The sequence below is a fragment of the Roseibium sp. AWQ4_290 genome (genome assembly GCF_056160985.1).
Genome location: NZ_JBSWYG010000011.1, coordinates 169,939 through 191,974 on the forward strand (window position 1 = coordinate 169,939; position 22,036 = coordinate 191,974).

General features: G+C 57.9%; 18 protein-coding genes. All 18 read right to left on the reverse strand.

Features of this window, described 5'->3' with window-relative positions; all coding sequences use genetic code 11:
• Positions 1 to 13: 13 nt before the first annotated feature.
• The 18 genes from tssJ to ACXAH0_RS13240 all read right to left on the reverse strand — a co-directional run bounded on the left by tssJ (position 14) and on the right by ACXAH0_RS13240 (position 21,977).
• The gene (gene tssJ, locus ACXAH0_RS13155) at positions 14 to 451 is read right to left on the reverse strand and encodes a type VI secretion system lipoprotein TssJ (RefSeq protein WP_475175041.1); all 438 of its coding nucleotides are present in this window, start codon (positions 449 to 451) and stop codon (positions 14 to 16) included.
• Between the two features lie 11 nt (positions 452 to 462).
• On the reverse strand, positions 463 to 2,067 hold the full coding sequence (gene tagH / locus ACXAH0_RS13160) for a type VI secretion system-associated FHA domain protein TagH (RefSeq protein ID WP_475191901.1): 1,605 nt from the start codon (positions 2,065 to 2,067) through the stop codon (positions 463 to 465).
• 67 nt (positions 2,068 to 2,134) lie between these two features.
• Positions 2,135 to 2,425 (reverse strand): PAAR domain-containing protein, encoded by a 291-nt coding sequence (locus ACXAH0_RS13165; protein ID WP_475175038.1) that lies wholly within the window; start codon positions 2,423 to 2,425, stop codon positions 2,135 to 2,137.
• Complete coding sequence (locus ACXAH0_RS13170; RefSeq protein WP_475191846.1) at positions 2,422 to 3,063, reverse strand: DUF6931 family protein; 642 nt, start codon at positions 3,061 to 3,063, stop codon at positions 2,422 to 2,424. The genes ACXAH0_RS13165 and ACXAH0_RS13170 overlap by 4 nt, the downstream gene beginning before the upstream one ends.
• Positions 3,064 to 3,073: 10 nt before the next feature.
• On the reverse strand, positions 3,074 to 5,200 hold the full coding sequence (locus ACXAH0_RS13175; protein WP_475191849.1) for a type VI secretion system Vgr family protein: 2,127 nt from the start codon (positions 5,198 to 5,200) through the stop codon (positions 3,074 to 3,076).
• A gap of 25 nt (positions 5,201 to 5,225) precedes the next feature.
• Entirely contained in the window at positions 5,226 to 5,522 is a 297-nt protein-coding gene (locus ACXAH0_RS13180) for a hypothetical protein (RefSeq protein WP_475175034.1), read from the reverse strand.
• Complete coding sequence (tssB, locus tag ACXAH0_RS13185) at positions 5,519 to 8,842, reverse strand: type VI secretion system contractile sheath small subunit (RefSeq protein ID WP_475191854.1); 3,324 nt, start codon at positions 8,840 to 8,842, stop codon at positions 5,519 to 5,521. Before tssB (ACXAH0_RS13185) ends, ACXAH0_RS13180 begins: the two co-directional genes overlap by 4 nt.
• A 139-nt stretch (positions 8,843 to 8,981) precedes the next feature.
• Positions 8,982 to 11,678, reverse strand: coding sequence for a type VI secretion system ATPase TssH (gene tssH / locus ACXAH0_RS13190; protein ID WP_475175031.1), 2,697 nt, complete (start codon positions 11,676 to 11,678; stop codon positions 8,982 to 8,984).
• 18 nt (positions 11,679 to 11,696) lie between these two features.
• Entirely contained in the window at positions 11,697 to 12,719 is a 1,023-nt protein-coding gene (gene tssG, locus ACXAH0_RS13195) for a type VI secretion system baseplate subunit TssG (RefSeq protein ID WP_475191857.1), read from the reverse strand.
• Positions 12,683 to 14,557 carry a type VI secretion system baseplate subunit TssF gene (gene tssF, locus ACXAH0_RS13200; protein ID WP_475191861.1) on the reverse strand — a complete coding sequence of 625 codons (1,875 nt, stop codon included), beginning with the start codon at positions 14,555 to 14,557 and terminating at the stop codon, positions 12,683 to 12,685. The genes tssG and tssF overlap by 37 nt, the downstream gene beginning before the upstream one ends.
• Positions 14,558 to 14,561: 4 nt before the next feature.
• Positions 14,562 to 15,059, reverse strand: a complete 498-nt coding sequence (tssE, locus tag ACXAH0_RS13205) for a type VI secretion system baseplate subunit TssE (protein ID WP_475191865.1) — start codon at positions 15,057 to 15,059, stop codon at positions 14,562 to 14,564.
• The gene (locus ACXAH0_RS13210) at positions 15,052 to 15,870 is read right to left on the reverse strand and encodes a type VI secretion system accessory protein TagJ (protein WP_475191869.1); all 819 of its coding nucleotides are present in this window, start codon (positions 15,868 to 15,870) and stop codon (positions 15,052 to 15,054) included. The genes tssE and ACXAH0_RS13210 overlap by 8 nt, the downstream gene beginning before the upstream one ends.
• 99 nt (positions 15,871 to 15,969) lie before the next feature.
• A complete protein-coding gene (locus tag ACXAH0_RS13215; protein WP_475175025.1) occupies positions 15,970 to 16,512 on the reverse strand; it encodes an Hcp family type VI secretion system effector in 543 nt (180 codons plus the stop codon).
• A gap of 70 nt (positions 16,513 to 16,582) precedes the next feature.
• Positions 16,583 to 18,085, reverse strand: a complete 1,503-nt coding sequence (gene tssC / locus ACXAH0_RS13220; RefSeq protein ID WP_475175023.1) for a type VI secretion system contractile sheath large subunit — start codon at positions 18,083 to 18,085, stop codon at positions 16,583 to 16,585.
• Positions 18,086 to 18,088: 3 nt separating this feature from the next.
• Entirely contained in the window at positions 18,089 to 18,604 is a 516-nt protein-coding gene (tssB, locus tag ACXAH0_RS13225; RefSeq protein WP_475175022.1) for a type VI secretion system contractile sheath small subunit, read from the reverse strand.
• A 65-nt stretch (positions 18,605 to 18,669) separates the two neighbouring features.
• Entirely contained in the window at positions 18,670 to 19,710 is a 1,041-nt protein-coding gene (gene tssA, locus ACXAH0_RS13230; protein WP_475175021.1) for a type VI secretion system protein TssA, read from the reverse strand.
• A gap of 40 nt (positions 19,711 to 19,750) precedes the next feature.
• Positions 19,751 to 21,112 (reverse strand): serine/threonine protein kinase, encoded by a 1,362-nt coding sequence (locus tag ACXAH0_RS13235; RefSeq protein WP_475175020.1) that lies wholly within the window; start codon positions 21,110 to 21,112, stop codon positions 19,751 to 19,753.
• Positions 21,105 to 21,977 carry a Tll0287-like domain-containing protein gene (locus ACXAH0_RS13240; RefSeq protein WP_475175018.1) on the reverse strand — a complete coding sequence of 291 codons (873 nt, stop codon included), beginning with the start codon at positions 21,975 to 21,977 and terminating at the stop codon, positions 21,105 to 21,107. Before ACXAH0_RS13240 ends, ACXAH0_RS13235 begins: the two co-directional genes overlap by 8 nt.
• Positions 21,978 to 22,036: the final 59 nt, after the last annotated feature.

Here is a 22,036-nt window from a genome sequence, read left to right on the forward strand (position 1 = left end):
GGCCGTGCCGTTGTTATCGAACCGAGACTGTGGTGCCGGAAATAGTCACGCGGACACGGTTTTCAGAGTTTGGAGTAAGCCGTTTGACGGCCTTGAAACGGGCGCCATCTATGTCGCGGAAGGCGGCTACAACACCAACGGCAACCGGGGTGCCGGCGACAGATCTTGCATCGGTCTTCGTGCGGCCCGGTGCGAGTTGGAATTCATCAACGGCAATGAGGTCCGTCCCGAGCGTTGCCTGGGCGGAATTGAACAGGGAGAAGAAATCCGAGGACCGGAAGGTCGCGGGCGACGCCAGGTAGTAGACCTTGACCTTCGCCGGTGCTCCGCCATTCATGTTTGCCGCGCCGGAAATCGCAAGATCAACCGTGGTCGGCGCCGGGCCGCTGGAGACGCAACCTGCCAGAAGGAAAAGGCTGAAAACGGCTATGATTGCTGATTTGATATGCATGATTGGTCCTGTCAAAGCTTCTTGAGTTGATCTTCGTAGGCGCGGATGAATTCACGCCCGAACGTGGACTGAAAGTCGTCTTCGGTTTCTCTTGAGATCTGGGAGTACATCTTCTCGTAGGCCTCCCAGTATTTGGCCTTTTTGCCGCCCAGCAGTCCTCCGAGAGAGGAACCGGTTTCAATTCGCGTCGAGAGTTGTGCCGGGTCGAGGCGGACGAGCAGATCCTTGAGCGCGGCCTCCATACCCGACATCATTGCAAGCTCATGGGCCCGAATGTCGCCAAAGGCCTGGATCGTAGCTGTTTCAGCGTCGAGATAGCCTCGTACGGACGGGCGGATCATGGCTTCCACGGCCTGTTCCGGACTGATCGAGAACTTCAGCGGATTATTTTCGCCGCTTCCGACCATAGTCCGGTTCATCCGCATCTCGCTTTTGATGGACGCCCGCGCCATCAGGATCTCGCGCATGCCGGTGACCATCGCCGCGAAGACGCTCCCCATGCGCTCCATGGTTTCCAGAATTTCATCTTCGGGAATCTTGAGATGATCGGCACCGGAACCGGTCAGAAAGGCACGCATTGCCGCATCTTGCGCAGATGCTGGTGTTGCTGCCGGTGCTGGCGCTGGCGGTGGCGCAGATGCAGGAATTTGTGCCGGTGTTGGCACATCTTGCATTGATTGCTCGTGCTGAGGGACCGGCGATGCGCGTGGCGGGACATGCTGGGCTTCGGCAGCCGGAGCAGGGGGCGTTGAAGAGGCTGGCTCCTGGGTGTCGAATGGACCGGATATCCCGCCAGACAGGTCGTCAGGTTCTGATTTCAAAAAATCGTCCAGCGGATCGGATTCCGGAAAACCTGATATCGCATCGGGCGCTGAAGATTGTGCCGGGGGGATCTGTGTTTCCGGTTCGGGTGCTTGGGCCGAAACACCATGCGAGGTCAACGGGCTGTCCCAGTCGTCGGGGATCATCGAGGACTGGACAGAGGGTGCCGGGAAATAGTCCTGTTCGGAGCGGCTATGGTCCGCGGCACTTGAACCGCTGTACTGGGCGGGCGGTGCGAAATCGCCCAGCAGCGATGATCCACGAGAGGGTCCAAGTAGATCGTCCGCACCGATGGGAGCGCCCGCATCAAGAGGGTCTTTCCAGTCGAGCGGGTCGCTTTGGTTGCTGCTTCGCGCAAGGGCAGATGGCGTTGCATCCGGACTAGGACCGTCCAGAGGTTCGTCAAAGTAGGAATCCCAGGGTTCCGAGCCGTTGTCGAGCGGATCATCCAGGTCGGTCGGAGTGGCTTCTTGCAGCCGGGCGTTGGGAAGGGCGAGGCTGTCTTCGGCGGGTGGAAGCGGTTCCTGTGAAGGCGCCGCATCCGAATAGATTTCCACAATAAGCTCGAAGCCGCCCAGTTGCAGCACATCGCCATGGCTGATCGGCGTCGGAATGTTTCCGATCCTCTCCGTTCCATAGTTGAGGTACGTGCCGTTTGTACTCGTGTCGATGATGACATAGTCGCCGTTGCGTTCTTCCAGGACGCAGTGGCGCTTCGAAAGCAGGCGATCCGGATCGGGCAAGGACAGGTCGTTTTCCTCGCCGCGGCCGATGGTCAGGACACCATCCTTCATGGCCACTTCGTTCTGGTTGTTTGGCAAGGTGCCGGAATTCAACGCGCGCAAGACCAAGTTCATCGCTTTAGCCACCGATCAGAACGGTTGGGCAGCCCATGACAATCATGCCGCCATGGCTGCAGGTGTCGCTGAGGCGTGCCTGGGGTTTCTTGCCGGTAAGTACCTTTGTCGATCCCTTGGCGATCAAGTCCGGAGGGCCGATGCAGACAGCCATGGCGGTGGCTGTTGCTGCAGGCATCTTTCCGATCAGGACGGTCGGGCAGGGGACAACGATTGGACCGCCAACATGCGGGATAACGCCGGTGATCATTGGACAAACGTGATTGTCGCCGACCCGGGCAGCGGGCAAGGTCATGGATGAGACTCCTCTTCGGAGGTCCGGGCAGAGCGGTCGGCCTGTTTGGTGGATTGGGGAACGTTGCCATTGCCGCCGCGGGCGATGTCGAGCGCGCGGGCAAGCAGGCGCTGACCACGTTCTTCCACCCCGTCTTCGTGGTGATAAAGCGCGGTCAGGGCCATGCCGAAGGCCGCTGCGCCGACGGCGCCTGGCGGTGCGTCATAGTCTTCAAGTTCCCCGGGGCCGAGTGTGCCCGCGGCGAACGCCGCCGCCATTGCGCAAAGAACGGTTTCATCTTCGTTCGAAGCGGTGTCGAGAGCGTCGCGGGCCGCGGCCCTTGTGTCCTCGCCGGGCTGAAAGACCCAGGCTTCTGCAGCTCTCAACGGCGGCGGAAGAGCTGCGCCTTCTGCTACAGTCTCACGGGCCGAAAGGCAGGCCCACCAAATAGCTTCCCGTGCAGGTAGCGCATGGGCCAGAAGCTGAAGCATGTCGAGCAAAGCGTCTTTGGACTCGAGTTCCGCCAGAACCTCGGCAACCGATGCGTTTGCTGGCGCGTCGATCGAAGTTTGCAGAACGGCGTTGCCCTCGGACAGCAATTTTGCAGCCGGTGCGCCGGACAGTTTCTTCAGGGCGGAAAAGGACGTACGTGCGGTCATCAAAGCCTCCTCAATTGATCATCGTGAGGGAGCCTTTGGCGATCAGAAGACCCGAAGATTTTACCTGGGTCATTCCACCGCCTTCGACCTTCAACATGCCGCCGCCCTTCAGTTCCGCTTGGCCTTTCCCTTCCATTTTCAATTGTCCGCCTGCAGTCAGTTTAGCGACGGCACTGGCCTCTATTTCCAGCTGCGGCGAGGAGATCGTGACTTTACTCGGTGTGAGTTCTAGCGTGGACGCCCCGCATTTCAGGGTGATCTTGGTGTTCGCCGAGATCGAGAGGGCGGCTCCGACGTCGATGACATAATTCTGGGAAATGTTGTCGGTCTTCTTGCCCTTGATCCCCACGATCTGGTCGCTTGCGACAGCCAGCGTGTCATCGGCACCGATGTCCGTCTTGCGGGACTTGGCGATCGAAACTGTTTCCTCGCCCTTGGCGACCGTGAAGGCGTGGTTGCCTTCACGAATTGTTTCGGTCTTGTTTCCGTGGATGGTCTGGGTGTAGGTGCCGCCCTTCTTATGCTCCAGACCGACCGTGATCTCAGCGTTGTTCTTGATGATCTGCTTGTAATCGCGCTCGGACTGAAAGCGGACGAATTCCGCGTCCTTCTTGTCTTCAAAGACAAGTTCGTTGAATCCGCCGCCGCCCTTGGAACTGTGGGTCTTTACGCCACTCTGTGTCTGATTGGCCGGAAGGGCGTAGGGCACTTTGGTGTCGCCGTTGTAGACCATGCCGGTGATGATCGGACGGTCGAGGTCTCCATCCTCGAATTGGACGATAACTTCCTGGCCAATCCTAGGGACACTGACAGCCCCCCAGCTCTTGCCGCTCCAGGGCACAGCAGTTCGGATCCAGCAGGAAGACCGGTCATCCCGTTTTCCGTCTCGGTCCCAGTGGAACTGGACTTTTACCCGGCCGTATTCGTCGGTCCAGATTTCCTCACCCTTTTTTCCGACCACAATGGCTGTCTGAACACCGGGGTGTTGCGGGCGCGGGGTGAGCTGTGGTGCCCGGAAGGGCGCATCGGCCGGCTGGGTTTCGAACAGACAGCGGTACATGTCGCGGCTGTTGGTGTTGTCGAAATCGAGCTCTGTTCCCAGGATCGCCTCGATGAATTCGCTGTCTTTGATATCCGCATCGATCTGAATCTGATGCCGTGCCGAGGTGACCAGATATTCCGCGTTTTCGGCCTTGCGCGGATGCTTCTTCAGCTTGAATTTCGAGCCGACCGTCATTTGCCGGACATTGGACACACCCTGCCAGCGCTGAACTTCCGAAGCGAAGCCTTCTACCTTGACCCGTGCCAGGTGTTCTCCGGTTTTGGCATCCCGGTGACGGCCCGGGTATTCGTAGACTTCATAGGACTTATAGGCGTGCTTGCCCTTGGGCAGGGCCTTGACCGACTTGAGGTCCGACTTTGGTTTTTCAAAGTCAAAATCCTGAAGGGTGACCTTGCCGGTGCGAATACGCTCGCTTCCCCGCCATTCGAAGATGTGGTCGTTGGTCCGGCGGTAAACGTCCTCGCGAAAATAGAAGTCGATTTCTGCGTTGTCCTCGATGGCTTTATGGGCGCTCGGGTCGTCAGCGAGAACCAGGGTTTCCTTCGACTTTTCATGTGTGTGGAAATAGTAAATCCCTTCCTCTTCCAACAGGCGGGAGACGAAGGAGAAGTCGGATTCCTGATATTGGACGCAGTAAGTCCGTTTCCGGTACTTCTGCTTGGTCATGTCCTTGAAGTCGGAGAAGCCGTATTGGGCGAAGATCTCCTTGATCACATCAATGACCGTCTTTTCCTGGAAAATGCGGCAGTTGGATGAACGGGTGAGAAACCATAGCCAGGGGCGTACGCTGGCCCGGTAGTAGCCGCGGCCCGCATGAGAGCCGAGGTATTCGGCCGCTACGCAATGCCCCTGGAAGTAGCGGACCTTGTATTCCGGAGCATCGACCTCCAGACGCAACCGCTCTCCAACGACCTGCTGCAGGTCAATATCGATGTCGCTGGACATGAACTCGATCGTCGTCTCCGGAATTCGGCTGAGCCCGTCGTCGATCTGCGCGCGCACAAGCCAACCCTTGAGCTTGCCGGGCAGCTCAAGCCGGGATTTGCGTCCCTTGAGTTCGATTTCCTGCGCCATCCTGGGTCCTTTTGCGCTCAGCTCGTCATTCAAGTTCGGTTGCGTTGGTGAGCACGAGCTCGTTCCGCCGCTTCAGACGGCCAATGATGCCGGGATGAATGCTCCACAGGTCACTCGTGGCCTGGTCCTCAGCCAGCATGTCTTCCAGATCGCTCTCAGAGCGGAAGCAAAGGCAGCGGACCGGAGTGGGGTAGGCGCCTTCTCCAGACAGGAGGTTGTCCATATGATCGGTGCCGGACAGCATCCAGTAACTCGGGCCGACCTGGGCGAGGACGATGCCGTGTTCGTCGGCGGTTTGGGGGGAGGCAAGGCTTGTCATCATAGATTTTCCAGAAGGGCGGCCAACTCGGGGTCCATTTCTTCGTCGTCATCGCTGTCGCTGTCTTCAGACAAGCCAGCGAGCAGCGCGTCGAGGTCGTCATCGGCGCTGTCACCATCGGTGTCGTCAGAGCCGAGGTCCAAATCGAGATCCAGATCTGGATCGCCGTCGTTGTCGCCTGCTGGGGTTTCCGCGCTCGCGTCGTCTGCTTCCTGATCGTCTGCGAAACTGTCTGTTTCTGTCGCCTCGGGCGCTTTGCCGAGGGCAACCTCAGTGCCAAAACTCGGTCGGCCTTGGCCGGGGGTGAGTTCCCAAGGGCCATGCAATTCGCCCGCACCCAGCGCCTGGAAGGAGCCCTGACGGATTTCGGCGCGTCCCTTGATGGAAAGGACTGGCATGAAGCCACGGGCGACCACTTCTGCGGTGGTTCGCGTGTTCAAAAGGCGCTCTGTACAAGGCAGGGCGACCTGATCGCCGTAGCTGTCCACCATTGTGTGGACGGGGATGTCGCCCAGAGACAGGATCTCGCCGAGGCGCATGGCTTTGCCGGACTTATAGGCTGTGGCGGCAAGCAGCGTTGCGCTCAAGATCACCGGATTTGCCCAGAGCATTCCCTTTAGGCCGCTGCGCAGGGTGAATTCCTCGAAATCAAACGGGTCAACCGGCTCGGTTTTGGCGCCATATGGAAGGCGCAGAAGGAAGCGCGGCGCCGCCAACCCGACATAGGCGGCTTCAGGCAGGGCGCGCAGGTCATCCCAGGCCTTTGCGACGAGAGGATGCCGGTCCTTTTTAGGCGTATCGAGGAAGTGCGCCGAGATAGCAGTAACGAAAGGCGCGTTCATCCACTCGGAGATCTTGGACATTCTGGCAAGAAGCTCGGCGTGGGGAGGCGTTTCCTCTAGGGTATAGAGGGCGAAGACTGCGGAGAGCGGTCCTTGTGCCTCATCAAGGCGAGGCTGTTCTCCCAGCATCTTGAACAGGCCGCTGTCGGCCAGATCGTCCTGAGTAGCCAGATCCGCAGCCCATTCTTCTGCAGAAACGTCATAAAGGACGATTTCGAAGGAGGCGTTGGTTTCAACCCGCCGTGCCAGGAACTCAAGAGAGCGCCAGACAGATTCGACGGCCTGGAAATCCGGGTGATGAAGGACCGTGCGCATGGCGCCGGACAACGCTTCGTCGACAGCTGCGAGCAGCTCATCTTGTTGTTGATCGGCTGCTGTGACCACATAGGGCCCGACAATGTGACCGATCAGATCTTCGGCAGCGCTTGGGCTCGCCAGCTTGCCTTGCATGTCACCAATCAGGGACTGGAAGTCGCTGAGCTTGCGGTCTGCCGGGACGGCGTTGCCTTTTGCACGGCCGCGGCTTTGGTGTGACCGTGCTCCGCTTTCGGAACCCCAGGTTTTCAGTTCCTCGATCGCAGCTGCATCATCGCGGGCAACGCGTTGACGCAAGGCGGAGAGTTCTTCAAACAGCTCGACATTTTCGTAGAGTTCATCGGGGTGCAGGTCATCAAGGCTGTTCAGGGGCACTTCAATGCCAGTGCCATCCTCGCCAATCGGCAGCACCAGGGTCGTGGCAAAGCGCGCGATGACATCCTCGAAATTGTCGATGTCAAACTTCATTGGCTTGCGGCGCGCCAGAGCCTCTCCGATCTCAAGATCGCCGCGGCTGGCCCGGCCAGTGAAATCGCCTAGAAGGGCAATTCGGAACTTGGTTCTGGGCTGGTCTCGGTCCGCGGGATGCTGCGCGGACAGCGTGCCAAAGGGAGATAGGAGCTCGTTTTCCTTAGCATCGCTCTCTTCGTCATCGCCGTCGTCTTCTCCAAGGTCAGCCAGCAATGAGGCGAAGTCATCATCATCTTCTTCGGAATAGGATCCCGAAAGCGCATCGTCAGTGCCTGCTGGCTCTTCATCGAGGGAATTTAGCAGGGCGTCGAGATCACGATCGTCTGACGCATCATCTTCGGCTGCCTCCTCATCACCATCCGGACGTGCGTTGAGATCGAAGTCTTCATCTGAGCTGCTGTCGCTCTCAGGGTCTGAAGGCAGGTCATCCAGTTCTGCCAGCATGGCGGCGAGGTCATCGGACGGTTCTTCCTCGATCGCATCGTCAAGATCGCTCAGCTGTGGCTCTTCATCGGCGTCAGCGCTAGCGCTAAGGTCGATGTCAGTCTCTATCTCAATCTCAGCTTCTGCTTCAGATGCGCCCTCTTCTGCAGGGGCATCGTCGATCCCTGTTAGCAGTGCGTTCAGATCGAAGTCATCATCTTTATCATTGGCGTTGGCAGTGTCGACGCTCGAAGCGGTCTCGCGCAGGCTTTCAAGAACGGCAGCTGCCTCGTCAGTCTCAGAATCGTCTGGCTGATCTTCGTCAAGCGTGGACAGAAGGCTTTGAAGTGCGACCTCCTGATCGTCTTCTTCGTCGGCGGTTTCTACCGGCGCAGAGCGCAAGGCGTTGAGAACATCAGCGTGGCTGTCATCTTCAGAAGGGGAAGGCTCTTCACCTTCGTCAACGGCAAGGAGGGCTGCGAGATCGGCTTCTGGACTTGTCTCTGCTTCTGCCCGTTCGATCTCGTTTCCGCTGCGCTGCAGCTCCGCCAGGGCATTTGAGACCGAGGCGTTGGCGTCTTTATTTTTATCCGGAGTTGCTTCTCCCTTGGAGCGCAGGGCAGCCAGGGTCTTTTCCGCGTGGTCGTCTTCGAGATCTGGCGCAGCCGGTTTGTTGCGCAGGGCCTCAAGAACATCCGCTGAATGATCGTCTGCTATCTCTTGAACTGATGCGGCGGCTTCACGCAGTCCGGCCAGGGCCGCATCGGCATCGGCAGTGGCACTGTCTGGCGCCGCAGCGGTCAGGGCGGAGAGCGCGGCCGGGTCGGCGATCAACCGGGCGATCAGGTCCTCGGCACCGGTCTTTCCGTCCATATAGGTCGAGAGATGGGCGAGCTGGGTGCGCGCCTCCAGCAGCTTTCGCAGAGGCTCGACCTTCTTCGCAATCGCTGCTGGAGAAAAATCCTCCAGGCTTTCGAAGGTGATGTCGACGGATAAATTGCCTTCGCCGGACAGCGTATTCGGCACGGTGAACGCCGCGCGGGGTTTCATGGATTTCAGGCGTTCATCGAAGTTGTCGACATCTATCTCAAGAAACTTGCGATCGCTGACAGATGGCAGCGCTTCGGCTGATTTTCCGGTCAGATCCGCCATAACTCCCATGACAAAGGGAAGCTGGACCTTTTTCTCGGCACCGTAGAGTTCGACGTCATACTCGATCTGGACTCGTGGCGCGCGGTTTCGCGCAACGAATTTCTGACCGCTGGTCGACATCTGAGGCTCTCCGCAAGCTCGTTAAAGAGGTGATCCGGGCCGCAATTTTCGACCGTGATCCTCTGTAAGTGCTCGCAGAACCGCCGGAGGTTCGCTCCGGCGGTAAAAAAACTTTAAATTTCCTGTTCAGGCCGGTCGTTCAGCCAAAAGCGTAGGTGAAATCGCCGTCGGCCACGTCGATCTGGATCTTCTCGACAGTCCCTCCGTCCAGCATCCGGGTGAGGAATTCGGTCGAGACGGTAGGAAGCATTGTGTTGGTGACGATCGCATCGATCATGCGGCCACCGCTTTCAAGGTCCTGACAACGCGAGACGATCGTATCGACCACGGCATCAGAGTAAGTGAACGGCACTTCGTAGGTTTCCCGGACCCGCTTGGCTATTTTTTCAAGCTGCAATCGGGTGATGCTGCCGATCATCTCCGGAGACAGCGGATAATAGGGGATGGCGACCATGCGACCGAGAAGGGCAGGCGGGAACACCTTCAGGAGAGGATCGCGTAGGGCCTTTGCCATGCCTTCCGGGTCCGGCATGAGGTCCGGATCTGAGCACAAATCCATGATGACATCAGAGCCTGCGTTGGACGTCAGCAGGATCAGCGTGTTGCGGAAATCGATCATCCGGCCTTCGCCATCCTCCATCATGCCCTTATCGAAAACCTGGAAAAACACCTCGTGCACATCCGGATGTGCCTTTTCAACCTCATCGAGCAGAACGACAGAATAGGGTTTACGGCGGACCGCTTCCGTCAGCACACCGCCTTCGCCATAGCCAACATATCCCGGAGGCGCGCCTTTCAGGCTCGAGACCGTATGGGCTTCCTGATATTCCGACATGTTGATGGTAATGATATTTTGCTCACCACCGTAGAGGGTTTCTGCAAGCGCAAGAGCCGTTTCGGTCTTGCCGACCCCAGACGTACCGGCCAGCAGAAAGACACCGATAGGCTTTGAGGGATTATCAAGCCCGGCTCTGGAGGCCTTGACCCGCTTGGCAATCATCTCCATCGCATGATCTTGACCGATGACCCTTTTTGACAGGTGTTCGGCGAGATTCAATACAGTCTTGATTTCATCCTTGACCATGCGGCCGACGGGAATACCGGTCCAGTCCGCGACCACAGAGGCGACGGCCTGCCCGTCTACGATGGGAAGAACAAGCGGGTTTTCCCCCTGGTGAGCTTCAAGCTCGGCCTGTTTCGCCCGCAGTTCGGCCAGCGCGGCCTCTCTGTCGACTTCTTGAGAGGTGTTGGCTGGACCATCCCTGTTGTCATCATCGACCTGCTTCCCGCCCTCGCGCAGTCTGGTCCTGAGGTCCAGGATCTGAGTGACCAGATCTTTCTCTGTGTCCCAGCGGTCTGTGAGTTCGGCGAGGCGACTGGTTTCCGCTTCCAGGTCTTCGGTCGTCCGCTGACGCCGGTCTGCAACCTCTGTCCCGGCAGTCTCATCGCGGTCGATGATTTCCAGTTCGGTTTTCAGGGCATCCATACAGCGCTGGCAGTCTTCAATGGACGCGGGGGTCGTATGAAGACTGATCGCCACCCGGGCGCAGGCCGTGTCGAGGACACTGACGGACTTGTCCGGAAGTTGCCGGCTCGGGATGTAGCGTGCGGACAGCTTGACTGCGGCTTCCAGGGCTTCATCGAGCACCTGCACCGTATGGTGATGTTCCAGCATGGAGGCAACACCGCGCATCATAAGGATTGCGCGGGCCTCGTCTGGCTCGGCAACCTGGATAACCTGGAAACGCCGGGTCAGGGCAGGATCCTTTTCGATGTGTTTCTTGTATTCGCTCCAGGTTGTCGCGCCGATGGTTCGCAAGGTACCCCGGGCGAGCGCGGGTTTCAAAAGATTTGCTGCATCGCCGGTTCCTGCTGCTCCACCGGCACCGACAAGCGTATGGGTTTCGTCGATGAACAAGACGATAGGCACCGGACTTGCCTGGACTTCTTCGATGACGGTTTTCAAACGGTTCTCAAACTCGCCCTTCATGGAAGCACCGGCCTGCAGAAGGCCAACATCCAGGGAGAGTAAGCGTGCCTGCTGTAGATTCGGTGGAACATCTCCGGCGGCAATGCGCAGGGCAAAGCCTTCAACTACGGCCGTCTTGCCGACACCGGCTTCTCCGGTGAGGATCGGATTGTTCTGCCGCCGCCGCATCAGCACGTCGACAACCTGGCGGATTTCTTCGTCACGGCCCATCACCGGGTCGATTTCACCCTGGCGGGCTTTTTCCGTCAGATCGATGCAGAATTGGTCAAGCGCGGCAGACCCGCCCAATTGCGGTGATGTTGCACCGGGCTCGCCCGCGCCGTCGGCATGAGTACTTACGCCGGACCCGTCCTGGGGTGGTAATCCTTCTTCTGGGGAGCCGCTCAGGATCGATTGAAAGTTTACCGCCAGATCATCCGCCTTGATCTTCTTGAATTCGGAAGACATGCCTTCAAGAAGATTGCGCAAGGCCGGTGTCTTGAGAATACCGAGAACAAGGTGACCGGTTCGAACCTGCCTTTCCTTGAACATGAGCGAGCCATAAACCCAGGCGCGCTCGACCGCTTCTTCCAGATGGGAGGACAGGTCGGAAATGGAGGATGCTCCCCGTGGCAGGCTATCCAGATTGGCAACCAGATCGCGGGCGACCCGCGCCGGGTCCAGCTCGTAGTGGCGAATGAGCCTGTGCAGGTCGCTGTCCTGCCCTTGAAGGATCTGGTGGATCCAGTGGGCAAGCTCGACATAGGGATTGCCCCGCATCTTGCAGAAAACGGTGGCACTTTCGATCGACTGGTAACCGAGCCGGTTGAGTTTTCCGAAAAGGGCAAGACGGCCTATTTCTGTCATGAGTGTTGTCCTATAAGCTCAAATAAGAGGGAGGCCGCGCGGGGGCGTGACACAAAGGTCGTCGGCGTCTCGGTCTTCCCGCTGCCCGATCCAGCTTGTCCGGCCGAGTTGTCCGCTTTCGCCAAGAAGCAGGGGCGGAACGTCGCTCTTCAGGAGAACGAGATTGGCCTCCCATTCCAGCGCATCACCGGCATAGTTTCGGATTATCGCCGCCAGCCGTTTCTGGCCTTCGCCATCCGGCAGGAGGCGCTCGTAATCGGCGAGCGACAAGGGGCCGATCCGCACCCGGAATTTGGCTTCCCGGGACCAGACCTTCTCACCGAGACTGGCCTGGCCGCCAAGCGCGGCAGCGCCGAGTTGTCCGCGATCGTGCGATTCCAGATGCAGCCAGCTGCCGATGAAGCTCTCGATGGTGACCTCGGAACGAAAGAACTCCTTGAGCACCGCTGCAAGACCCGCTTCGCTGCGGGGGGCTGCCGACATGAGCCCGGCAAAATGCCGTTTGGCCAGATCCGGCATGGCATCGCGGTCTTTGAAGGCTTCGCCGTCGATGCCGGCGATGGCATCAAGCTTTGCGCCGAAGGGATCGTCATCAGGGCGGTCGAAGGAGGGTGCCGGCTCGCCGGTCGCCCAGGCCCTGTAAAACAGGGAAATCATCCGGTGATGAAAGACATCGGCAAAGGCGGACAGCGTCTTGTCACGATGATTTCGAGACCGGTCTCGGGCGTAGTCGGTGAGGTGAAGTGGAAGGGCCCCGTGCGGACCGAATAGCCCGAAGACGTACTGGGACAGCTGGTGGCGGCCGCTTTCGGGATCCTTGTCGAAGGATGAGATTGTCGATGTCGGGAAAGCCATCGCGGGGGTCTGTCCCAAGCGGACAGGGTCTTGCGACGGGCTTTTCGACCGGCCAAGACGCGGATGATCATCATAGGCCGCCTCGATCAGCCGAAGCGCCTGGAAAATATGATATTTTTCCGGGGTCTGCCCAAGCGCGCGGAGGCGGCTCAGATCAGCGTCCGCTTCCCGCTCTTCGCCGGCCATCTTGCGATGTCTCCCCGCTGCTGTGAATGAATGCCGGTTTCGGTGAAGCTGTTCAGCGTCACGTATTTCGCGAAAAACGTTTCAAGGACCGCACCTAGGACATAACAGCCCGCTCCTTCGAAGAAACTTTCGTCAAAGCCTATCTTGACCTCCAGCCCACGGACTGCCGTCGATAGGGGACCTTCGGTTATGCGTCGCACGATGGGGCGCGAGTTTACCGAAACAAGCCCTTCCATCTGCTTGGCGATGGCGGTTTCACCCACCGGGGCATAAAGGCCGAGCAATTCTCTAAGTGCCGCAGCGCCGGATCCCCGGTCGGCGTTGACGAGAGAGAGGTAATTGAGGCTGAGGTGGCTTACCAACTGCCAGGATCGGCTACCTTCCGCCAGGCAATGCCGGGGACGGGTCGGCGGAACGATAGCACGGGCCTCTGCGACCGGGCCGCCGTCAGGAAGGACGAAATCGGTGTCCCCTTTGCCTATCGGGGTATAGAGGGGCAAATCGCGATTGGTGCAGAGTGCGCGCACGGCGAGCTGTTTGATGTTTCCGGAATACGGGGCCTGGCTGCGATCGCTCAAGGACAGGTAGAATTCGGTGCCGAGGTAGGAGGTCCGCCCGCCTTTGAGCCTTTGCTTTTCGGAACGTTGGCGCAACCTCCGGCGGACGCTGAAATACGCCCCATGAGAATCGCCAAACGGTGTGTAGTTTTTGGCGCTGTAGAACGGCTGGAATGGAGTATCGTCCGCGCCTTCCGCACCGATTCCGACGACCTCTTCCAGCTGGTAGATCTCGTAGTCCAAAGGCGCCATGCGATCCGCCGTGACATGGTGATCCACATCGGTACTGGCGACGGGAACGCGGTCACAGCGTTTGGAAAATAGATTGATCGCGGGAACCGCATGGAGCTCGAAACTTGCTGCAGATACGGATTTCAGCGACGGATAGTCGTCTTCAAGGAGAACATAGATGTCGAGGTCGTAGCCTTCGGTCCGCTTGATCGCAGGCTGAAGACCTGCAAGATCAACGAAGAAGAAGCGCTGCGGCATGGCAAAATATTCCTGCAACAGGCGGTACCCTTCAAAGGACTGGCCCGGAACCGGGAGAAGCGCCTCCTCCTGATCGAAACCGCGAGGGGTTATGTCCTTGCCGAGATCCTGGTTCCAGTCGTTTCTGCGATCCGTCGAGCGTCCGGCCAATCCGATACCCTTTGCCAAGACAGCTTCATAAAGCCGCCAAGGTTCTGCACCGGCACCCGCAAAGAAAAGGGTCAGGCGATCCACTGGCAAGTCCTGGAGCGGAAGGTTACCGACCCTGTGAATACGCAGGCGCAAGGCTGCCTTCGCCTTGTTGTTTTTTCCCAGCCCTGCGGCCACGAGTTCGCCGCGGCCTTCAACATATTCGGCTTCAGTGATTTCTAGCGGCCAAAGTGTCGTGTCTTGCGAGGTTGAGAACTGAGAGGCGGTCTGTTCGCCTTCAAGGATCTCGCTACGAAGAATTGTTCCCCGGGGCAGCGTATATCCACGCTCAAACCCACCTTGCGCCATATCCGGTACCAGTCTTGCGACGGTCATTGACGGGGTCGGTGCAAGAAAATGAGGGTAGACGATTTCCAGAAGGTTCTGGGTGAAGACGGGGTATTGAAGATCAAGCTCGAGCTGAACCCGGGAGGCCATGAAGGCAAAACCTTCAAGCAACCTTTCGATGTACGGGTCGTTGACCTCCGTATGGTCCATGCCGAGACGGGATGCGATCTTCGGATAGGTTTCAGCGAACTCAGCTCCCATTTCGCGGATGAAACTGAGTTCTTCTTCGTAGCGTCTGAGCAGTCGGGTATCCATGGCGCTAACCCTGACTTGTCAAGGAAACCTGGCCGGTCGACACATCAAGTGCGGTGCGCAGGTAAATGTCGACTGGTACTGGTTCAGCCCAAAGTTCTCCACGGATGTCTAGAGAGAGCACGGATCCGGCCTGGTTACTTTGGCCCTGGATCGAGATGTCCAGCGTTTCGGGCAAAATCCGGGGCTCGAAAGTTTCGATGGCCCTCCGGATGGATTGCTGGATCTCGACGGTCCGATGGCTGGTGCGGACAGTGCCGGAAAGATCCGGGATGCCATAGTTGACGACCGACCGGGCAATTTGAGGGTACTGTTCCAAGTCGTGGGCAGCTTCGAGGTTTGACGTATTTAAAAGCCAGGCAAGATCACGCTGGATGATCGACCGCAGACGTGGAAGATCGATGAAGCGGTCTGCGCCAGCTTCTTTGGTCTCTTCCGGAGCCTCATCGGTAAGCCGGTCAAGCAGAGATGGTTGGAGACGTTCGGAAAGCCGCCGGTCAACCATCGTCTAATACCGCTGTTTCGAGTGAAGTTGCGCTGCTTGGGGCTTCGCCAAGAATTAACTCGCGCAGTTGCATGAGTGCGATGTCCTCGGCATCTGTCACGAGAAGACGCTGCCCTTCACCTTTCAGGACCTGTTCCCCTTCGGTGATCCAGCTTGTCTTGCGCGCAAGACAAATTGCAGTGTCTGTAGAAGCGTGGGAGCCATCATAGCGGGTCGGTATGAGTGCGACGGTGGTCCCGCCGCTGCGCCAGGTGATGCTGGCCGGCATCCAGACGTAATCTCGCAGGTCTTCGGGAGCCTCCATCTGAAGCTTGTAGATATTTGAAAAAGGCACCCAGAAATAGCGGCCGTTGACGATCACTTCCAGGATGGGGCCCAGACGGGGGTCCGCATCCGCAATCCAGGAAAAGGGCGACCCATCAACCACCCCGCCTATCGCCGGGGCGGCTTCGAAGGAGGATTGGCGCAAATCCTCACAGGCATTGACTTCGCCCTGTGCTTCAAGCTTCAGGGCTTCGATCAAGCCTGCTGTCCAGACTTCCGGCTCGCCGAAAACGGTTGGCGGTTTGTTGCCGACAAAAACCTGTTCGCGCAGGATTTCGCAGAGGATTGCGGAGCGGTAGGTCTGCGCCATGTTCTCGCATGACGGATCAAGGGTGGCACAAGTCTTCAACTGTGCAACCGCCCGCTGCCAGTTACCCATGATACATAAAAGTTGAAAAAGAAAGACGCGAAGACGCGGATCCTCCGGCGATTTGCGGATGGCCATTTGCAAGGATGAGAGCGCTCCATCCAGGTCGCCCTTTTTCAAAAGGTGCTCCGCGTCCATGCCAAATTGCCTTTGATGCGTGTGCCGGGGGACGGGCGCGGCCTGGGCCGCGCCCGAATAGGTATGCTTTTAGTGAGATCTTTAGTTGACCTGATAGTCGGCGGTGTTGAGGACGCGGCTCCACTTCGCCTCGCCCTGGTTGCCGTCTGCTTTCTTCAGAGAGCCGTCCTTGGACTGCTTGGAGTATTCGATCTTGATGGCGCCGTACTCGAAGATGATCGTTTCTTCCAGGACATCGTCGCCTTCCGAACCGCTCCAGGACATGTCCTTCACCATGACCATCTTGAAGTGAATTGTCATGAAGGTCTTTCCGGTCCGGCCAGCTTCACCGCCGGAACGGCGCAACTCGATAATCGCCTCCGAAAAGTGCTTTCCGCTGCAAAGCGCATTGAACAGGGCGCAGGACGCCGTATCGGTCCGCTTGGTGATCTGGAAGTCCTTGAATGTGGTCTTGCCGGCTGCACCGGCACCGCTGGTATCCGATCCGATATTGACGTTGGTTTCCGCACCGAACTCGAAGGAGCGGAGTTCAAAGGCATTGTTGCTGCCCATTTCCTTGTCGGTCGTTTCACCGACCACTTTGTTCTTGGAGTCTTTGAAGTAAAGAAATGCGTCAAAAGCCATGAGAATGTCCTTTCACAGTGTCTGTTCTGAAATTGAGGGGGAGCTGGAGGACTACCTCCAGCTGGAGGTCTTACTCACCTTTTTGAGACGGCAGTTTGGACACCAGGCGGAGGGAAACCGAGAGCCCTTCCAGCTGGTAGTGCGGCCTCAGGAAGAATTTTGAGGAGTAGTAGCCAGGGTTGCCTTCGACCTCTTCGATCTGCACTTCGGCAGCCGCGAGGGGGTGGCGGGCCTTGACTTCCTCGGGGGAGTTGTCTGCGTTGTAGTCAACGTATTTGTTGATCCAGTCCTGCAGCCAGTTCTGCATGTCTTCCCGTTCGCGGAAGGACCCAACCTTGTCGCGGACAATGCATTTCAGGTAGTGGGCAAAGCGGCAGGTGGCGAAGAGATATGGAAGCCGTGCCGCCAGATTGGCGTTGGCGGTCGCGTCCGGATCATCATATTCGGTCGGTTTCTGCAGGGACTGGGCGCCTATGAAAGCCGCCATGTCGCTGTTCTTGCGGTGGATCAGCGGCATCATGCCGTTCTTTGCAAGTTCCGCTTCCCGGCGATCGGAAATGGCAATTTCGGTTGGGCACTTCATGTCCACCCCACCATCATCGGTCGGGAACGTGTGGGTGGGGAGGTTCTCGACGACACCACCCGATTCAACACCGCGAATTCGGGTGCACCAGCCATATTCCTTGAACGATCGGGTGATGTTGCGGGCCATACCGTAGGCGGCATTCACCCAGCAATAGCTCTCCGATGATGCGCTTTCCGTATCCTCCTCGAAGGCGAACTCTTCGATCGGGTCGGTCTTGTCACCATAAGGATAGCGGCCAAGGAAACGCGGCATCGCGAGACCCAGATACCGGCTGTCTTCGCTCTCGCGCAGGGAGCGCCAGGCAGCATATTCCGGGGTCTGGAAGATCTTGGTCAGATCGCGCGGATTGGCGAGTTCCGACCAGGAATCCATCTGAAACAGGCTTGGATCAGCGCCAGTCAGGAACGGAGCGTGAGCGGCCGCAGCGACTTTCGACATTTCACTCAGGATCTCAACGTCCCGGGGGCTGTGGTCGAAATGATAATCGCCGACAAGGCAGCCATATGGCTCGCCGCCAAACTGTCCGTACTCTTCTTCATAGAGCTTCTTGAAGATTGGAGACTGATCCCAGGCCGTTCCCTTGAACTTGCGCAGTGTCTTCGACAGGTCCTTCTTGGAAATGTTCAGGACCCGGATCTTCAGCATCTCGTCGGTTTCGGTGTTGTTGACGAGGAAATGAAGGCCGCGCCAGGCACTTTCCAACTGCTGAAAATCAGCATGATGAAGGATCAGATTGATCTGCTCGGTCAGCTTCTTGTCGATCTCGGCAATAATGCCTTCGATGGAGCGAAGCGCATCATCCGAAACAAGTGCCTGATTCTGCAAAACCTGTTCCGCGAGGGTCCGGACGGCTTCCTCAACCGCGCTTTTTGCCTGGTCGGACTTGGGCCGGAATTCCTTTTGGAGGAGCGAAGCGAATTCGCTGGATCCAAAGGTCGTTTCAGTTTGGGGTTCGGCGCCGGCTGCCTCTTGCGTGGTCTCGCTCATAGCTTATTCCTCGTTTTCGTCAGACGCAGGGGAGGAGGCTGGTGCACTGGCCAGGGCCTTTAGCAGGGCAGGGTCTTGAATGATCTGCGCCATCAGATTTTCCGCGCCGGTCTTCCCGTCCATGTAAGTGGTCAGATTCGAGAGCTGGGTTCGCGCATCGAGCAATTTTTTCAGGGGCTCGACCTTTTTCGCGATAGCCGCCGGCGAGAAGTCCTCGAGGCTTTCAAACGTGATATCCACCGCAAGGTTGCCGGTCCCGGTCAATGTGTTCGGAATCGTGAATCCTGCACGCGGCTTCATCGATTTCATGCGATCATCGAAATTGTCGACGTCGATCTCGAGGAACTTGCGGTCCGCAACGGATGGAAGCGGTTCCTCGGACTTGCCAGAAAGATCCGACATGACGCCCATCACGAAGGGCAGTTGGACCTCTTTTTCCGCACCGTAGAGCTCGACGTCATATTCGATCTGAACGCGAGGTGCCCGATTGCGGGCGATAAATTTCTGACTGCTGGCCATGATAATGGTTCCCGTGGTTGTCTGCAGGTAAGTGCCTGCCTGCGGCCAAAGGGTTCATCCGGGGATCAATCATTTTCTTCCGCCTCGAATCCGCCGATGAGCGCGACGTTTTCGACGCCGAGCGGGGCCATGTCCCGCATGATGGTTACGAAGTCGGCGGACACGAGCCGATGCGCCCGCTTAAGCAAGAGCGGCAGTGGGCTGGAAGGTTCGCACCTTGCGTAGTATTCGATGATCCGGTCGATCGCCTTTTTCACGTCTTCCGGAGAGTTGATGGCGCCGAGTGGTGCACTTGCTGACGCGTTCCGGGTTGCTTCTGCTGTAGGTTCTGCATCATCCTCGTCGGATGTTTCGGACATGCCGGCGCTGTCGATTTGCGCATAATTGGCCAATCGGCGGTTGATTTCGAAAAGCGCTTTTTGAAGAGGTGCCAGATCCGGACCGAGGGCACCGGCCTTTTCGTCAAAAACTGCATCAATCGCTTTGACGTGCTCCAGGCTATTGGCAACGGCCTCTGCCAGCGATGCAAGGTATTCCGGATCAGTATCCTTGAAAGCAGCGGATACCTCTTGATCGGTCGGAATATTTTCCAGGTCCGGTGGAGACAGCATCTCTCCTTCGGCGGTCAGGATATCGCGCATCGAGAACTGGCCAAAAGTCCGGCTATTCGTCAAATGCGCAAGTCTTAGTGAAGAGAGTATGGTTTCTCGGTCAGTCAGGCCAAGGACTGCGTTGACCCGCATGGTCGGGTCGTCATCGTCTTCCTCATCAAGCTGCGGATGGACACTCTTCCAATGTTGTTCCAGGCAACCGCGGACATAGGACAGGACCTCTTCAAAAGCAGGCAGACCGCCGGTACGAAGAGCTGCATTGGCAAGGATGGCCGCGACACGAAGATCTTTGGTTCGAGCAAGCAGTGTTCTGGCCTTGTCAACAACGTCAACATAGTCCGGTTCTTCCGCTGCGATGACGGCATCTCCAACCACCTTCTCCTCGCCTTGCTGGCTGGCCAATTCCAACTCTGTATAGGCGCTGTCGTAGGTCAGGTCTTCGCCGCTTGGGGCGTCCTCGCCAAAGCTTTGAAGGAGTTCGTCCAGTTCGAGCATGTCTTGTCTTCCAATGGTTTGAGACTTTTAGCGAAGTGCTTCAGGCTTGCCCCGTGTTGACGGCGTTCAGGAACTGCCGGCGTTCCTTTTCATCATCCAGGTGGAGTGCAACTTTCTGGGCGAGGTCCTCCAGGGAGGTCGCTTCACCAGCGGCCTTGGCGACCAGAATCTTGGCGATCGGACCAAGATGCGCCTTCAATTGGGTAACAACGGTTTGCACGGTTTCTTCGGGAAGACCCGCAAGGGAGGCTTTAAGCACCAGGTTTGAAGTGTCGGATTCAATGATGGTTTCGATGACTGCCTTGACCTGATTGCGTTCGTCGACATCGGAAAACTCTCCAAGCACGGTTTCGATCATTTCCCGGGGACTGCTGGAGCGTTCGGCTGCGCGTCGGACTATGACCCGGCCCATCGGCCCGAGGCCGGAGGTCAGGTGTTTCTCCACCTCAAGTAGTGTTTGTGAACTCAGGCGGTTCGCCATGGAGGAGGATTCCGACCCCCGCGGGCTTCGCTTACCGGCTGGGGGCGTCATGTTGATCAGGCCGGTTCGATCTGCCCTCGGCATGACATTGGCGAGGGCCTCCCGCATGGCATCAGCATTTTCGAACCGGTTTTGCGGCTCAATGCTCATGGCTTTGAGGGTGATCTGGTCGAGATCGGGCGGAAGTGTATCTATGAGGTTGCTCGGCAGTGTAATCTGGCCGTCCTTTAGCGCATTGAAGAGCGCTTCGACCCCACCGCCTTGATAAGGCTTGCGGCCGGTCAGCATTTCATAAAAGACAACGCCGGCGGCGTAGATATCTGCGCGGGCATCGACATCGGTGCCCATCATTTGTTCGGGAGCCATGTAGGCCGGTGTCCCGATCATGCCGGCGCCTGTTGCATCCATCGAGGTCAGGCGGGCGATGCCGAAGTCCGTCAACTTGATGCTGCCGTCATCGGTGAGCATCACGTTGGCAGGCTTCAGGTCACGGTGGACGATACCCGCCGCGTGAATGCAGGAAAGGCCCGCAAGAACCTGCGACATGATCGCATGGACTTCTTCAAGCGGGATTGTTTTGTTGTCTGAATGGCGGTCTTCGAGCGTTGTGGAGCGAACCCGCTCCATCACGATGTAGGGAACCTTGTTTGCCTGGAAGAAGTCGAAGATTGTGACCAGGTTTGGATGGAGCACCCGTCCTGCGGCCCTTGCTTCGCGGGCAAATCTATCCAGCCAATCCTGGCTTCCGTCGGCATCGATCAGGTGCTGGTGAATGGTCTTGATGGCAACAGGCCGCTCGATGTCGGGATCTATTCCGGCATAGACGCGTCCCATCGCTCCTTCACCCAGAAGGCCTTCAATTCGATACTTGCCAATGAAACGCTCGCCATTTCCCGGGGCAATGATTGTGCGATCAGTCATCGATCATGCTCATGGCGCGTTCGAGACTGCGGCGAACCCGGTTAAAGGAAAGGGAAAGAGAGCTGATCTCGTCCTTGCCTTTTTTGCGGTATTCCGGAATGGAGAAATCTCCAAGACTGACCTTCTCGGCCACATCCGACATGCGGCGAACCGGGCGCAGAACGATGCCACCCAACATAATGTTGGTGATGATGAAGATCAGGACGAAGAGCAGGGTGAATCCTGCAATCAGGATAATCCCCGTTTCCTGGGCGCGCCGGTCGGCAATCGACATGGGTGCGGATATGATCTGCGCACCCACAGTTTCACCAAGCTCCCACCCAAAGCCGTTTTCTTCACCATAGAGGTCAACCATTGCAGGAGGGGCCACTTCGGGGGTCGAGTGGCATAGAAGGCAACCCTCCTGCTTGATGGTCAGCGGGAAGGCGACTGTCAGGAACTTGCCTTCCCCGTTTTCCACGACCCGGGAAATCTGCGTGAGGGACGGGTCATCGCGAAGCCGGTTGATCAGCTCTTCTTCGAGTTCATTGGGCAGGTCATCTGGGTTGGTCGGGTTGAGAGCGGCTTCCTTGTAGCTGAATTCGGGAAACATCTTTTTGAAACGTGCGAAGACCGATTGAGCCGAAAACGCTGCAACCGTTTCCGGATAAAAAAGAATCTCGCTGTCGTCGGACAAGGCCGGCGTGATCTGGTTGACCGTATAGCCTCGGACGGCAATTGCATTGGCCCGTACAAGATCGATCGAGTGGTGAATTTCTTCGACGGCTGACTTCTGGACAATAGAAAAGGCGATGCCCGACGTGGCGGCGATGCCCAGGACGCATGTCAGGAACAGGACAATGTTGAATTTAAAGCGAAGGCCCATGGGGATTGTCCTCGGTTTCGAAGTAGAGGCAACGGGAAGGCGGTCCGGGTGATTGCCGT